At 73.4% G+C, this 13,668-nt stretch carries 13 protein-coding genes; 6 read left to right on the forward strand and 7 right to left on the reverse strand.

The window, feature by feature from the left end; all coding sequences use genetic code 11:
• The first annotated feature begins 8 nt into the window (after positions 1 to 8).
• The 3 genes from ACFVQG_RS01815 to ACFVQG_RS01825 all read left to right on the forward strand — a co-directional run bounded on the left by ACFVQG_RS01815 (position 9) and on the right by ACFVQG_RS01825 (position 3,311).
• Complete coding sequence (locus ACFVQG_RS01815) at positions 9 to 788, forward strand: DeoR/GlpR family DNA-binding transcription regulator (protein WP_383375650.1); 780 nt, start codon at positions 9 to 11, stop codon at positions 786 to 788.
• A gap of 190 nt (positions 789 to 978) precedes the next feature.
• Positions 979 to 2,808: a glycoside hydrolase family 15 protein gene (locus tag ACFVQG_RS01820; RefSeq protein ID WP_383375652.1), complete on the forward strand. Its 1,830-nt coding sequence runs from the start codon at positions 979 to 981 to the stop codon at positions 2,806 to 2,808.
• Between the two features lie 44 nt (positions 2,809 to 2,852).
• The gene (locus tag ACFVQG_RS01825; protein ID WP_383375654.1) at positions 2,853 to 3,311 is read left to right on the forward strand and encodes an archease; all 459 of its coding nucleotides are present in this window, start codon (positions 2,853 to 2,855) and stop codon (positions 3,309 to 3,311) included.
• A gap of 184 nt (positions 3,312 to 3,495) precedes the next feature.
• Here the strand turns inward: ACFVQG_RS01825 and ACFVQG_RS01830 are convergent, their stop codons facing one another.
• Genes ACFVQG_RS01830 through ACFVQG_RS01840 form a run of 3 tightly spaced genes read right to left on the reverse strand, consistent with a single transcriptional unit; the run spans position 3,496 to position 6,458 of the window.
• Positions 3,496 to 4,932 (reverse strand): RtcB family protein, encoded by a 1,437-nt coding sequence (locus ACFVQG_RS01830; RefSeq protein ID WP_383375656.1) that lies wholly within the window; start codon positions 4,930 to 4,932, stop codon positions 3,496 to 3,498.
• Between the two features lie 20 nt (positions 4,933 to 4,952).
• A complete protein-coding gene (locus ACFVQG_RS01835; protein WP_383375658.1) occupies positions 4,953 to 5,801 on the reverse strand; it encodes a universal stress protein in 849 nt (282 codons plus the stop codon).
• Between the two features lie 15 nt (positions 5,802 to 5,816).
• On the reverse strand, positions 5,817 to 6,458 hold the full coding sequence (locus tag ACFVQG_RS01840) for a phosphoribosyltransferase (RefSeq protein WP_383375660.1): 642 nt from the start codon (positions 6,456 to 6,458) through the stop codon (positions 5,817 to 5,819).
• Between the two features lie 154 nt (positions 6,459 to 6,612).
• Between ACFVQG_RS01840 and ACFVQG_RS01845 the strand changes: the two genes are divergently transcribed.
• A complete protein-coding gene (locus ACFVQG_RS01845; protein ID WP_383375662.1) occupies positions 6,613 to 7,194 on the forward strand; it encodes a redoxin family protein in 582 nt (193 codons plus the stop codon).
• Positions 7,195 to 7,200: 6 nt separating this feature from the next.
• Positions 7,201 to 8,073 (forward strand): cytochrome c biogenesis CcdA family protein, encoded by an 873-nt coding sequence (locus ACFVQG_RS01850; protein WP_383375664.1) that lies wholly within the window; start codon positions 7,201 to 7,203, stop codon positions 8,071 to 8,073.
• A 16-nt stretch (positions 8,074 to 8,089) separates the two neighbouring features.
• On the opposite strand, the gene ACFVQG_RS01855 is transcribed toward ACFVQG_RS01850, so the two are convergent.
• Entirely contained in the window at positions 8,090 to 9,415 is a 1,326-nt protein-coding gene (locus ACFVQG_RS01855; protein ID WP_383375666.1) for a lysine N(6)-hydroxylase/L-ornithine N(5)-oxygenase family protein, read from the reverse strand.
• Between the two features lie 123 nt (positions 9,416 to 9,538).
• Between ACFVQG_RS01855 and ACFVQG_RS01860 the strand changes: the two genes are divergently transcribed.
• Positions 9,539 to 10,486 carry a methionyl-tRNA formyltransferase gene (locus ACFVQG_RS01860; RefSeq protein ID WP_383375668.1) on the forward strand — a complete coding sequence of 316 codons (948 nt, stop codon included), beginning with the start codon at positions 9,539 to 9,541 and terminating at the stop codon, positions 10,484 to 10,486.
• 11 nt (positions 10,487 to 10,497) lie between these two features.
• On the opposite strand, the gene ACFVQG_RS01865 is transcribed toward ACFVQG_RS01860, so the two are convergent.
• The 3 genes from ACFVQG_RS01865 to ACFVQG_RS01875 form a co-directional block, all read right to left on the reverse strand.
• Positions 10,498 to 11,310 carry an ABC transporter ATP-binding protein gene (locus ACFVQG_RS01865; RefSeq protein ID WP_383376500.1) on the reverse strand — a complete coding sequence of 271 codons (813 nt, stop codon included), beginning with the start codon at positions 11,308 to 11,310 and terminating at the stop codon, positions 10,498 to 10,500.
• Between the two features lie 151 nt (positions 11,311 to 11,461).
• Positions 11,462 to 12,550, reverse strand: a complete 1,089-nt coding sequence (locus ACFVQG_RS01870; protein ID WP_383375671.1) for a FecCD family ABC transporter permease — start codon at positions 12,548 to 12,550, stop codon at positions 11,462 to 11,464.
• A 3-nt stretch (positions 12,551 to 12,553) separates the two neighbouring features.
• Entirely contained in the window at positions 12,554 to 13,594 is a 1,041-nt protein-coding gene (locus tag ACFVQG_RS01875; RefSeq protein ID WP_383375673.1) for a FecCD family ABC transporter permease, read from the reverse strand.
• Between the last annotated feature and the right edge of the window lie 74 nt (positions 13,595 to 13,668).

The following is a 13,668-nucleotide window of genomic DNA, read 5'->3' on the forward strand; positions in this document are numbered from 1 at the left end:
CGTTGCCCATGTCGCGGGACGCCCGCTGGAAGGCGCTGCTGGAACTGCTCGTCGAGCGGGGCCGACTGGACGTCGAGGAGGCCGCGGCCGAGCTGGCGGTGTCGGCGGCGACGATCCGCCGCGACCTCGACCAGCTCGCCGAACAGCAGATGCTCGTACGTACCCGGGGCGGCGCGGTCGTGCACGGGGTGTCGTACGAGCTGCCGCTGCGCTACAAGACCGCGCGTCACGCCTCCGAGAAGCAGCGCGTCGCGGCGGCGGTGGCCGGGCTGGTCGCGCCCGGTGAGGCGGTCGGGCTGACCGGCGGCACGACCACCACCGAGGTGGCGCGCGCCCTCGCCGTGCGCGCCGACCTGGCGTCGGGCTCGCCCGCGCTGACCGTGGTGACCAACGCCCTCAACATCGCCAACGAGCTGGCCGTGCGGCCCCAGTTCAAGATCGTGGTGACCGGTGGGGTGGCGCGGGCCCAGTCGTACGAGCTGATCGGGCCGCTCGCGGACGGGGTGCTCGGCCAGATCACCCTCGATGTGGCGGTGCTCGGCGTGGTCGCCCTCGACGTCACCCACGGCGCCGCCGCCCACGACGAGGCGGAGGCCGCGATCAACCGGCTGCTGTGCGAGCGCGCCGGGCGGGTGGTGGTCGCCGCCGACTCCAGCAAGCTGGGACGGCGCGCGTTCGCCCGCATCTGCGCCACCGAGGCGGTGGACACCCTGGTCACGGACGTGGCGGTGGACGCGGACACGGTCCGCCGCTTCGAGGAGGCGGGGGTCGAGGTCGTCGCGGTCTGAGCGGGACCGCGCGGACCGGCGGCGCCCAGGGCCCGTCCGGCGGAGCAGGGCGCAGGAAGTCGGCGGCACGTTGTCAGCGCCGGTGGGCGGGGCACGGGGCCAGGCCCTCACGTCCACGGCGTGCTCCGCCGGACGGCCCTAAGCTGGAAGCCACGCGCGTGGTGCGATCGGTCGGGCCTGGGAGGCGGCGATGGTCGGGACACCGGGGGACGGCACGGAGCGGCGACGGTATCTGCCGATCGCCGAGCACGGGCTGATCGGGGATCTGCGCAGCGTCGCGCTGGTGGGGACGGACGGGACGATCGACTGGTACTGCTGTCCGTCCTTCGACGCGCCCAGCGTCTTCGCCACGGTCCTGGACGCCGACCGGGGCGGCTGCTTCGAGCTGGCGGCCGGTGGGGCGGCGCGGACCAAGCAGTTCTACTTCCCCGACACCAACGTCCTGATCACCCGGTTCTACACCGAGGACGGCGTCGGTGAGGTGCAGGACTTCATGCCGGTCAGCGAGGACTCGGCGGAGTCGGAACGGCACCGGCTGATCCGGCGGGTGCTGTGCGTACGCGGCTCGCTGCCGTTCCGGGCCCGGGTGGCCCCCCGCTTCGAGTACGGCGGGCAGCCGCACACCCTGCGCCTGGTGGACGACGTGGCGCTGTTCGAGTCCGTCTCCCTCTCCCTCGGCCTGACCGCGACGGTGCCGCTGGAGGTCGACGGCGCCGACGCGCGGGCCGACTTCAAGCTCTCCGAGGGTGAGACGGCGGTGTTCGCGCTGGACCAGGTCAGCGGCGAGGTGGCGCCGCGCCGGTGTCCGATCGCGGAGGCCGAGGAGCAGTTCGGCCAGACGGTGGCGTACTGGCGGCGCTGGCTGTCCGCCTCGAAGTACCGGGGCCGCTGGCGGGAGATGGTGCACCGCTCCGCGCTCACCCTGAAGCTGCTCACCTACGCGCCCACCGGCGCGATCGTGGCCGCGCCGACCACCAGCCTGCCCGAGCACCTGGGCGGCGAACGGAACTGGGACTACCGGTACGTGTGGGTGCGCGACGCCGCCTTCTGTGTGTACGCCATGCTGCGGCTCGGCTTCACCAGCGAGGCCGCCCAGTTCATGCGGTTCGTGACCCGGCACATCAGCTCCGGCGACGGCAAGCCGTCGGGCCCGCTGCAGATCATGTACGGCATCGACGGCCGCACCGAACTGCCCGAACGCGAACTCCCCCACCTGGAGGGACACGAGGGCTCGGCGCCGGTGCGGGTCGGCAACGCCGCCGCCGAGCAGCTCCAGCTCGACATCTACGGCGCCCTCATCGACTCCATCTACCTCTACGACAAATGGGCCGAGCCCATCTCCAGCGACCAGTGGGACGACGTGTGCGCGCTGGTGGACTGGGTGTGCGAGCACTGGGACCAGCCCGACGAGGGCATCTGGGAGACCCGGGGCGGGCGCAAGAACTTCCTCTACTCCCGGCTGATGTGCTGGGTGGCGATCGAGCGGGCCGTCCGGATGGCCAACCGGCGCGGGCTCCCCGCCGACCTGCCGCGCTGGCAGACCTGCCGGGACACCATCTACCGGCGGATCATGTGCCGGGGCTGGTGCGAGAGCCGGGGCGCCTTCGTCCAGCACGAGGACTGCGAGGTGCTGGACGCGGCGGTGCTGATGATGCCGCTGGCCAAGTTCATCGCGCCCACCGACCCCAAGTGGCTGTCCACCCTGGACGCCCTCACCGAGGAACTGGTCTCCGACTCGCTGGTCTACCGCTACGACCCGCGGATCAGCCCCGACGGCCTGCGCGGCGACGAGGGCACGTTCTCCATCTGCTCGTTCTGGTACGTGGAGGCCATGGTCCGCGCGGGGCGGGTGGAGGAGGCGCAGCTCGCCTTCGAGAAGATGCTGACGTACGCCAACCATCTCGGCCTGTACGCCGAGGAGATCAGCCACTCCGGGCAGCAGCAGGGCAACTTCCCGCAGGCGTTCACCCATCTGTCGCTGATCAGCGCGGCCTTCAACCTGGACCGGGCGCTGGGCTGACGCCGCGCGGGTGTGGAACGGGACCGGATGGGCAGTCGGGGGGCATGGTCGGTGATCCGGACGACGTGGTGGAGGCGCGGCGGCAGGGCGTGAGCGGGCACCGTGCGCTGCCGCACACCGCGGACCTGCGCATCGAGGCGTGGGGCGCGAGCCGGGAGGGCTGCCTGGTGGAGGCGGTGCGGGGGATGGTGGAGTGCTTCGCCGACGTGGCGGGGGCACGGCCCGCGGCGGTGCGGCGGGTACGGCTGGCCGGGGACGGGGACGAGGAGTTGCTCGCCGGGCTGCTGGACGAGGTCATCTTCCGGATGGAGGTGCACGGTCAGGTGCCCGTGGACGTCGCGGCGGCCGAGGGCGGGGCCGGGGCCGTGGAGGTGCGGCTCGCGGTCGCCGGGCTGTCGGACGTGGAGATCACGGGGGCGGTGCCGAAGGCGGTGTCGTGGCACGAGCTGCGGATGGGGCCGGACGCGTACGGGTGGTCGTGCGGGGTGACCATCGACGCGTGAGGCGTGCGCGGGCGTGCGGCGGCCTCGGGCCCATGGACGCGTGAGGCGTGCGCGGGCGTGCAGCGGCCTCGGGCCCATGGATGCGTGAGGCGTGCGCGGGCGCATGGACGTGTGCGGCCTCCGCAGGCCCATGGACGCGTGAAGCTTCCGCGGCCCCATTGACGCGTGAGGCTTCCGCGGCCCCTCAGCCCTTCACCACCCCCACCGGCACCAGCCGCGCCACCGTGCGGCACAGCCCCGCGCCCTCGCTCGCCGCGACCACCTCGCCGACGTCCTTGTAGGCCTCCGGGGTCTCCTCCGACAAGCCGCGCCAGGAGCGGGGGCGGACGGCGATGCCCGCGTGTTCCAGACGGGCGCGGAGTTCGCGGCCGGTGACGGTGCGGGCGGCCTGGTGGCGGCTCATGCGGCGACCGGCGCCGTGGCAGGTGGAGTGGAAGGCGTCGCCGCCGGGCACCCCGGCGAGGACGTAGGAGGCGGTGCCCATGGTGCCCGGGATGAGAACCGGCTGGCCGGTCGGGCGCAGGTCGTCGGGGAGGTCGGGGTGGCCGGGCGGGAAGGCGCGGGTGGCGCCCTTGCGGTGCACGCACAGGGCGCGCCGGGCGCCGTCCACCTCGTGGGTCTCCAGCTTGGCGAGGTTGTGCGAGACGTCGTACACCAGGGAGAGACTGACCCCGGCCGCCCGCCGGAAGACGCGGCGCGTCGCGTCCGACAGGAGCTGGCGGTTGGCCCGGCCGTAGTTGGCGGCGGCGGCCATCGCGCCCAGGTAGGCGCGGCCCTCGGGCGACTCCACGGGGGTGCAGGCCAGCTGCCGGTCGGGGACGGTGATGCCGTAGCGGGTCATGGCGCGGTCCATCAGGCGGACGTGGTCGGTGCAGATCTGGTGGCCGAGGCCCCGGGAGCCGCAGTGGATCATGACGCAGACCTGGCCGGAAGCGATGCCGAAGGCGGTCGCGGCGGCGGTGTCGTAGACCTCGACGACCTCCTGGACCTCCAGGAAGTGGTTGGCGGAGCCGAGGCTGCCGACCTGCCCGAGGCCGCGCTCCCGGGCCCGCTCGCCGACCTCGGTCACCTGGGCGTCGGCGACCGCGCCGCCGTCCTCGCAGCGGACGAGGTCGCGCTCCTCGCCGTGGCCCTCCTCGACGGCGTACCGGGAGCCGCCGCTGAGGATGCGCTCCAGTTGCCGGGGGCCGCTGAGGTGCCAGACGCCGCCGGGGCCCGCGCCGCGCGGGATGGCGCGGTCCAGACCGTCCATCACCTCCCGCAGGGCGGGTCCCAGGGCGCGCCGGTCGCAGTCGGCGGCGAGCAGCCGTACCCCGCAGGAGATGTCGAAGCCGACGCCGCCGGGCGATACCACGCCGCCCTCGGCGATGTCGGTCGCGGCCACGCCGCCGATCGGGAAGCCGTAGCCCCAGTGGATGTCGGGCATGGCGTACGAGGCGCCGACGATGCCGGGGAGGGTGGCGACGTTCTCCACCTGGGCGAGGGACTGCTCGGCGTCGGCGAGCAGTCCCGGGGAGGCGAACACGACGCCGGGTACGCGCATGGCGCCGTGCCGTTCGACGCGGTAGCGGTAGGGCCGCTCCTCGACGGGCCGGGTCCGGGCGGCCTGGGTCGCGTTCATCGTGTCCTCGCCAGCCGTGGTCAGTCGGGGACGGTGGGCACGACGGCGACGGGGCAGTTCGCGTGGTGCAGTACGGCGTGCACCACGGAGCCCAGCCGCAGCCCGAGCCCTCGGGGCGGGTGCCGGGGCAGCACCACCAGGGCCGCCCGTGCCGAGGCCTCGACGAGGGCGGCGGCGGGCGGGCCGATGCTCAGCTCGGTGTCGACGTGCACCGCCGGGTACTCGGCGACCGGGCGGGCGGCGTGGTTCAGCAGTTGCTCGTGCAGGCGCTGTTCGTCGTCCAGTCGCGGAGGCTGGGGCATCGCGAGCCCGGAGCGCACCAGGGGCGTCCAGGCGTGCACCAGCCGGACGGCGGACCCGCGCCGCTGCGCCTCGGCGAGGGCGAAGCGCACGGCGTCCTCGTCGCCCGCGTCCCGGACGCCCACGACGACGTCACCGTCCAGGGCCCCCTCCGTGTGGCCGCGCGCGATCACCACCGGGCAGTCGGCGTGCGCGGCCACCTTCAGGCTCACCGAGCCGAGCAGCAGACCGGCGAAGCCGCCGCGGCCCCGGGTGCCGACCACGATCAGGTCGGCGTCGCACGCGGCGGCGAGCAGGGCGTCCGCGGCGTCGTCGCGGGCCAGGACGGTGTCGATGCGGGCGGTGGGCCGGACGGCGGCGATCCTGACCCGGGCGTCGTCGAGCACGCCCGCCGCCGCGTCGAGGACGCGCGCCTCGCTCTCCGCGTCGCTGGCGCCGACCGCGTGCACGATGCGCAGCACGTCGCCACGCACCCCGGCCTCGGCCGCCGCCCACTGCGCCGCGAGCCAGGAGTACGAGGTGTCGTCGACGCCGACGATCACCGTGCCGACCGCTCCGGGGCCTGTCATCGGGCCGTTCACCCCTCAGCCGTCCTCCAGGGCCGCCAGTACGTCGTCGTCCGTCAGCTGGTCGAAGTTCTCGTACCAGGCGCCCACGGCCATGAAGCCGCTGGGCCGCGTCACACAGACCACGTCGTCGACCTCGGTGCGCAGCAGGTCGGCCGCCTCGGGGGAGGCCACCGGCACGGCCAGCACCACCTGCTCCGGCTCCTGGCCGCGCACCCAGCGCACGGCGGCGCGTGCGGTGGCTCCGGTGGCGAGTCCGTCGTCGACCACGATGACGGTGCGTCCGCGCAGGTCGGGGCGGGGTCGCCCGCGCCGGTAGAGCTGGTCCCTGCGGTGCAGCTCGGTGCGTTCCCGCCGCACCACGTCGGCCAGCGCGCTCTCGCTCAGGCCGAGCCGGTCGAGGGTCACGGGGTCGAACACCGGGGGCTCGTCGCCGACGATCGCGCCGACGCCCAGCTCCTCCTGGAAGGGTGCCCCGATCTTGCGGGCGACCAGTACGTCCCACGGGGCTTCCAGCGCCTCGGCGACCTCACGGGCCACGGGGACGCCGCCCCTGGGCAGGGCGAGCACGACGGGGTGTGCGAGCGCGCCCTTCTCCTGGAGGATGCGCAGCCGCGCGGCCAGTTCCTGCCCGGCCTGCCTTCGGTCATGGAACTGCATGCGCCTCCGGGTACCCGGCGCCGCGGCGGCCATGCACACCGCGGGATCATTCACCTGGGCCGATGTCATCGAACCGTAAGGGCCCGGCCGGGCCCGCCCGGCGGCGACGGGATCTACAGTCGGCTCGTTCCCGAGCGAGCCACAGGAGTCGCCCATGCGTACCCGCACTCTGCTGCCAGCCGTACTGACCGCCGCGTTGCTCACGATCGCGGGGTGCGGGAGCGACGACGGCTCGGACTCCGGCTCCGGCGCGGCCGACACCGCCACGTCGAAGCCCGCCGCCTCGCAGAGCACCGGCGGCGAGGAGGCCCCGGCGGACTCCCCCGCCGTCCCCGAGTCGCTGAAGTTCACCGGCACCACCGTGGACGGCAAGCCCTTCGACGGCGCCACCCTCGCGGGCCGCCCGACCGTGCTGTGGTTCTGGGCGCCCTGGTGCCCCAAGTGCCGCGCCCAGGCCGCCGAGACCGCGAAGGTGGCCAAGGAGTACGAGGGCAGGGCGAACGTCGTCGGCGTGGCGGGCCTCGACGCCAACGACGCCATGCGCGACTTCGTCGACCAGACCGGCACCGGCGACTTCCCCCATGTGTCCGACGAGGACGGCGAGGTGTGGAAGCGGTTCGAGGTGACCGAGCAGAGCCGCTACGTCATCCTCGACAAGGACGGCGAGACCGTCTACGAGGGTGTGCTGCCGGGCGGCGAGGGGCTGTCCGGCAAGGTCGCCGGGCTCACCGGCTGACCCGCGATGAACGATCTGCCCCTCGCGCTCGCGCTGGGCGCGGGCATGCTGGCCGCCGTCAACCCGTGCGGCTTCGCCCTGCTGCCCGCCTATCTGTCACTGCTGGTGCTGGGCGACGACCGTCCCGGCCGTACGGTCGCGGTCGGGCGGGCGCTGACGGCGACCGTGTCGATGACCCTCGGGTTCGCCGCGCTGTTCGGGATCTTCGGACTGGCCGTGCAGCCGGTCGCCGGGCAGGTGCAGGAGCGGCTGCCGTGGTTCACGGTGGGGTTCGGGGTGCTGATGGCGGCGGCCGGGGGGTGGCTGCTGGCCGGGCGGCAACTGCCCGCGCTGGCCCCGAAGATGCGCCGGGCGCCGAAGCTGAGCCGCTCCGTCCCGGCGATGGCGCTGTTCGGCATGGCGTACGCCGCCGCGTCGCTCGGCTGCACCATCGCGCCGTTCCTCGCGATCGTGGTCTCGGCGTTCCGCGGCGGCTCCACCGGCGAGGGTGTCGCCCTCTTCGTGGCGTACGCCGCCGGGATGGGTCTGATCGTCGGCGCGGCCTCGCTGACCGTGGCGCTCACCCGCACCACGGCGGTGACGCGGCTGCGCCGGGCCGGTGCGGTGGCGCCCCGGCTGGGTGGCGGGCTGCTGGTGCTGGTGGGGGCGTATGTCGCGTACTACGGCTGGTACGAGATCCGCGTCCAGCGCGACCCGACGACGACGGACCCGGTCATCGACGGAGCGGGCACGGTGCAGCGGGCGCTGGCCGACGCGGTGGACGCGGCGGGGCCGGGCGCGGTCGCCGTACTGTGCGCCGTGCTGCTGCTCGCGGGGCTCGGCGTCCGGCACCGCCGCCGAGTGCTCCGCCGCTCGGCGGGCGGCGGAGCAACGCCGTGACGGGGTGTCCGGTCGGCTATCCCGCGGCGCCCAGGCCCTGCCGGGCCAGGAGGGACGTACAGATCTCCCCGGCCCGCACGGCCGTGGTCGACAGCAGTGTCGACGTGAGGCCGTGGGTGTGTTCGGTGCCGCCCTGGAGGTAGATGTCGGCGGTGACGTTGGGGGCCGTGGCCACGCGGTGGTCGCGGCCGACCCGGAGCGCGTCCTCCTCGTCGCGCAGACAGAGTTTGCCGATCTCGCCGAGGCTGTCGCCGATGCCCTGGGGCTGGTAGCCGGTGGCGTAGACGAGGAGATCGGCGGTGAGGGTCTCGCGTTCGCCGGTGGGCAGGAACTCGACGGTGACCTGGACGTCGTCGTCGCGGGTCACCACCTCGCGCAGGCGGGAGACGTTCATCATCCGCAGCCGCTGCCGCCCCTGCACCTGTTCCTGGTACATGGTGCGGGACAGGGACTCGATCAAGTCCATGTCGACGACGGAGTAGTTGGTGCCGCGGTGGTAGTCGAGGAGCGACTGCTTCACCTCGCGCGGGGCGCCGTAGTACAGGTCCACGGCCTCGGGGTCGAAGATCTTGTTGGCGAAGGGGCTGTCGTCGGCGGGTGTGTAGCCGTACTTGGCGAAGACGGAGCAGATCTCGGCGCCGGGGAAGCTGCGGTGCAGGTAGTCGACGGCCTCGGCGGCGCTCTGCCCGGCGCCGAGGACGACCGCGCGGCGCACCGGGGCGCCGGAGCGGGTGAGTTCGGTGGTCCGTGGCAGTAACTCGCTGTTGTGCCAGACCCGTTCGGAGAGGGCGGCGTCGGGCGGGATGTGGGGTTCCAGCCCGGTGGCCACGCAGATGCTCCGGGCGCGGCGGACGGTCAGCCGGGTGGGGTCCTCCCGGTCGCGGCTGGTGACGTCGAAGAAGCGGACCTCGCCGTCCGCGGTGACGGGGCGTACGGAGACCACCTCGGCGCCGTACTCGACGAACCGACCGAGGCGGGCCGCGGCCCAGACGAAGTAGTCGTGGAACTCGATGCGCAGGGGGAAGAGGGTCTTGAGGTTGAGGAAGTCGACCAGTCGGCCGCGGTCGCGCAGATAGCAGAGGAAGCTGAAGTCGCTGGTGGGGTCACGCATCGTCACCAGGTCCTTCAGGAAGGACACTTGCATGGTGGCGTCGTCGATGAGCATGCCCCGGTGCCATCCGAAGGCAGGCTGTTTCTCCAGGAACCCGACGCGCGGTCCGGTCCCTTCGTGCGGCGTCGCGCCGTGTTCCCGTAGCGCGATCGCGAGGGCCAGGTTGGATGGGCCGAAGCCGATGCCCAAGAGGTCGTAGATGGAGTCCGGCCCGCCGTGCAGAGTCGTCACCGCGTCATCGCCTCCCGTGAGGAAGGGGAGCACAGCGTCCCCGAAGCGGGAACACGGCCTCCCCCAAGCAGGCACATGTTAGATAAGGTTAGCCTTACCTAGCAATGGCTGAGGAGGGCTCATATGCGGGTCGCCATGTTCGGCTACCAGACCTGGGGTCACCGAACGCTTCACGCACTGCTGGACTCCGAGCACGAAGTGGTCCTGACCGTCACCCACCCGACGAGCGACCACGCGTACGAGAGGATCTGGAGCGACTCGGTCGCCGATCTCGCCGAACAGCACGGTGTGCCGGTGCTGTTGCGCAACCGGCCCGACGACGACGAACTGCTGCGGGCGCTGAAGGAGGCCGCGCCGGACATCATCGTGGCGAACAACTGGCGCACCTGGCTGCCGCCGGAGATCTTCGACCTGCCGCCGCACGGCACGCTGAACATCCATGACTCGCTGCTGCCGTCGTACGCGGGTTTCTCGCCCCTGATCTGGGCGCTCATCAACGGCGAGAAGCAGGTCGGGGTCACCGCACACCGGATGGACACCGATCTCGACACCGGTGACATCCTGCTCCAGCGGGCCGTGCCGGTGGGTCCGACGGACACCGCGACCGACCTGTTCCACCGCACGGTCGACCTGATCGGCCCGCTCGTCACCGACTCCCTCGACCTGATCGCCTCCGGGCGTGCGGTCTGGACGCCGCAGGACCGCTCCCGGTCCAGCTTCTTCCACAAGCGGTCCCCGCGGGACAGCCGGATCGACTGGACCTGGCCCGCGCAGGACCTGGAGCGGTTCGTGCGGGCCCAGTCGGACCCGTACCCGAACGCCTTCACCTTCCACCGCGGCCAGCGGCTGCGGATCCTCTCGGCGGCCGTCTCCGAGGGCCGCTACGGCGGCACCCCGGGCCGGATCTTCATCCGCGAGGGCGACGGAGTCGTCATCGTCGCCGGGGCGGAGGCGCGTTCCGGGCGGCTGCCCGGGCTGGTGGTGAAACGGGTGCGGACGGAGGACGGGGCGGAGCACGCCGCGACGGAGTACTTCCGCACGATGGGCGGCTATCTGACCGACCGTCCGTAGGAGCCGTCGGCTCAGCCGGTGGTGGTGCCCGAGACCGGTACGGCCGCCTCGTGGTGGCGGCTGATCGGGACCACCATCGGCATTCCGCTGACCGGGCACGCGCCGATGACGCACGGCAGTTGGAAGACGTCCGCCACCATCTCGGCGGTGACGACGTCGGCCGGGTCGCCCTCGGCGGCGATCCGGCCCCCCTTCATGGCGACGATGTGGTCCGCGTACCGGGCGGCCTGGTTGAGGTCGTGCAGGACCATGACGACGGTGCGGCCCTGGAGCCGGTTGAGGTCCGCGACCAGGTCGAGTACGTCGATCTGGTGGGCGAGGTCGAGATACGTCGTCGGCTCGTCGAGCAGCATCACCGGCGTGCCCTGCGCCACCGCCATGGCGATCCAGGCCCGCTGCCGCTGGCCGCCGGAGAGTTCGTCGACGGCGCGGTGCGCGAGGTCGGTCAGCGCGGTGGCCCGCAGCGCCTCGTGCACGGCGTCCTCGTCGGCGGCCGACCACTGCCGCCACCAGGTCTGGTGCGGGGAGCGGCCACGCCCCACCAGGTCGATCACGGTCAGCCCCTCGGGGGCGACGGGCGCCTGCGGGAGGATGCCGAGCCGCTGGGCGAGCACCCGGGTGGGGATCGCGTGCACGTCCCGCCCGTCGAGGTGGACGGCGCCGCCCTTCGGGGTGAGCAGCCGTGCCAGGGCGCGCAGCAGGGTGGACTTGCCGCAGGCGTTGGCGCCGACGATCGCGGTGATCTTGCCGGTGGGTATCGCGAGGTCGAGTCCGTCGACCACGATCCGGTCGTCGTAGGCCAGGCGCAGGGACGTCGCCCGCAGGTCGGGGCGGTCGGAGAAACCGGCTGCCGGGCGGCGGTCCGCAGGGAGGTCCGAGGGGCGACGGTCCACGGGGAGGTCCGAAAGGCGACGGTCCGAGGGGAGGTCCGAGGGGCGGCGGTCCGAGGGGGTCTCGTGGTGGTTCTTCACGTCATCAGCCTCCTGAACCCGCGCGGTTGGCGCGGACGAGCAGCCACAGCAGTACCGGGGCGCCCAGCACACCGGTGACGATGCCGACGGGGAGTTCGGTGTCCGGGACGAGCTGCCGGGCGATCAGGTCGGACACCAGGACCATCACGGCGCCGGTCAGCCCGGAGGCCACCGGCGGCGGGACCGCCGTACCGGCGAGGCGCTGGGCGACCTGCGGCGCGGCGAGCGCGACGAAGGCGACCGGCCCGGCGGCGGCGGTGCCGAAGGCGACCAGGCCGACGGCGATGAGCAGCACGGTGACCCGCACCAGCTGGACGCGGGTGCCCAGGCCCCGGGCGACGTCGTCGCCGAGCTGCAGGGTGCGCAGGTGCCGCCCGAGCAGCAGGGCGAGCGGCACCAGGACGGTCATGGTCAGGGCGAGCGGCCGGATCTGCTCCCAGGTGCGGCCGTTGAGGTTGCCGACGAGCCAGCCGAGGGCGGCCTGCGCCTGGAACTGCCGTCCGTGCGCGATGAGGAAGTCCGTGGCGCTGGTGCAGATCCAGGCGACGCCGACGCCGACGAGGACGATGCGGTAGCCGGTGGTGCCGCGTTTCCAGGCCAGCAGGTAGACGACCAGCGCGGCGGTGAGCGCGCCGAGCAGCCCGAGGGTCTGGGTGGACAGGCCGCCGTCCCAGCCGAGCACGATCCCGGCGACGACGGCCGTGCCCGCGCCCTGGGTGAGGCCCATCATGTCGGGGCTGGCCAGCGGGTTGAGGGTCATCGTCTGGAGCAGGGCGCCCGCGACGCCGAAGGCGATGCCGACGAGCAGACCCGCGAGGGCACGCGGGAGGCGCAGTTCGTGGACGATCAGCTCGGTGCCGGGGTCGGCGGCGCCGACGAGGGCGCGCATCACGTCGGTGAGGGGCAGGGAGATGTCCCCGGTCGCGGTCTCCACGCAGAACGCCAGGAACGCGGCGGCGGCGAGCCCGAGGGTCACCGTCAGCATCCGGGGCCGCAGCACGCCGGAGACGGGCGGCGCGGACAGCCGGAAGGTGACGCGGCGGGCGGTGCGCGGCGGCGCGGGCAGGGGCGGGCCCTTGAGGTCGGTGGTCATGGCTCACAGCTCCGCGAGTCGTCGGCGGCGGACCAGCGCGATGAAGAACGGGCCGCCGATGAAGGCGACGAGGATCCCGGCCTGGATCTCCACGGGCCGGGCGACCAGCCGTCCGGCGATGTCGGCGGCGAGCAGCAGACAGGGCGCGAGGACGGCCGACAGGGGCAGCAGCCAGCGGTGGTCGGGGCCGATCCCGGCGTACTGGGCGAGGACGCGGACGATGTGCGGCACGACCAGGCCGACGAAGACGACGGGCCCGATGACGGCGACCGCGCCACCGGTGAGCAGGGTCACGGCGATGACGCCCTGGATGCGGACCAGCCCCAGCTTCAGACCCAGCGACTTGGCCACGTCGTCGCCGAGGGCGAGGCTGTTGAGGGCGGGCGCGCAGGCGAGGGCGAGCAGCGCGCCGACGGTGAGGAAGGGCAGGACGCGCAGCAGGACCTGCTGGTCCTGGTTGGCGAGCGAGCCCGCGGACCAGAACCGGTAGCGGTTCAGCGCGTCCGGGTCGGTGAGCGCGATGGCGCTGGTCAGGGAGAACAGCAGCGAGGTCACCGCGACTCCGGCCAGGGCGAGTTTGACCGGGGTGGACCCGGAGCGGCCGAGCCCGCCGAGGAGGTAGACCAGCACGCTGGCGGCGAGCGCCCCGGCGAAGGCGAACCAGATGTAGCCGTACACCGAGCCGACGCCGAGCACGCCGACCGACAGGACCACGGCGAAGGCGGCGCCCGCGCTGACCCCGAGGATGCCCGGGTCGGCGAGCGGGTTGCGGGTGAGGGCCTGCATCAGCGCGCCGGAGAGGCCGAGGGCCGCGCCGGTGGCGAGGCCGAGGGCGGTTCGGGGCAGCCGTACCGACCAGACCACGTCGTGGATACGGGAGTTGGGCGCGTCGCCCAGGAGGGTGTCCCACACCTGGCCGAGGGGGACGCCGAGCGCGCCGTACGCCATGGACAGCGCGCACAGGGCGAGCAGCGCCGCGCCGCTGAGCGCGACCAAAAGTACCGCGCGGGGGCCTTTCGCCGCCCGGACCGCCGAGGTCCCCACGTCCAACTTCCTTTGATGAGGCTTGCCTTAACTGTAGGTCGCGTCACGTTCGCGCCGCACCCCTTGCGGGGAAC

The sequence above is a fragment of the Streptomyces sp. NPDC057877 genome, from assembly GCF_042796855.1.
In the GTDB taxonomy this organism is placed as follows: domain Bacteria; phylum Actinomycetota; class Actinomycetes; order Streptomycetales; family Streptomycetaceae; genus Streptomyces.

Excerpts from the sequence above, each read along its gene's own strand:
- ACFVQG_RS01815 (WP_383375650.1), top strand. The coding sequence starts at position 9 with ATGTCGCGGGACGCCCGCTGGAAGGCGCTGCTGGAACTGCTCGTCGAG.
- ACFVQG_RS01820 (WP_383375652.1), top strand. The coding sequence starts at position 979 with ATGGTCGGGACACCGGGGGACGGCACGGAGCGGCGACGGTATCTGCCG.
- ACFVQG_RS01825 (WP_383375654.1), top strand. The coding sequence starts at position 2,853 with ATGGTCGGTGATCCGGACGACGTGGTGGAGGCGCGGCGGCAGGGCGTG.
- ACFVQG_RS01830 (WP_383375656.1), bottom strand. The coding sequence starts at position 4,932 with ATGAACGCGACCCAGGCCGCCCGGACCCGGCCCGTCGAGGAGCGGCCC.
- ACFVQG_RS01835 (WP_383375658.1), bottom strand. The coding sequence starts at position 5,801 with ATGACAGGCCCCGGAGCGGTCGGCACGGTGATCGTCGGCGTCGACGAC.
- ACFVQG_RS01840 (WP_383375660.1), bottom strand. The coding sequence starts at position 6,458 with ATGCAGTTCCATGACCGAAGGCAGGCCGGGCAGGAACTGGCCGCGCGG.
- ACFVQG_RS01845 (WP_383375662.1), top strand. The coding sequence starts at position 6,613 with ATGCGTACCCGCACTCTGCTGCCAGCCGTACTGACCGCCGCGTTGCTC.
- ACFVQG_RS01850 (WP_383375664.1), top strand. The coding sequence starts at position 7,201 with ATGAACGATCTGCCCCTCGCGCTCGCGCTGGGCGCGGGCATGCTGGCC.
- ACFVQG_RS01860 (WP_383375668.1), top strand. The coding sequence starts at position 9,539 with ATGCGGGTCGCCATGTTCGGCTACCAGACCTGGGGTCACCGAACGCTT.
- ACFVQG_RS01870 (WP_383375671.1), bottom strand. The coding sequence starts at position 12,550 with ATGACCACCGACCTCAAGGGCCCGCCCCTGCCCGCGCCGCCGCGCACC.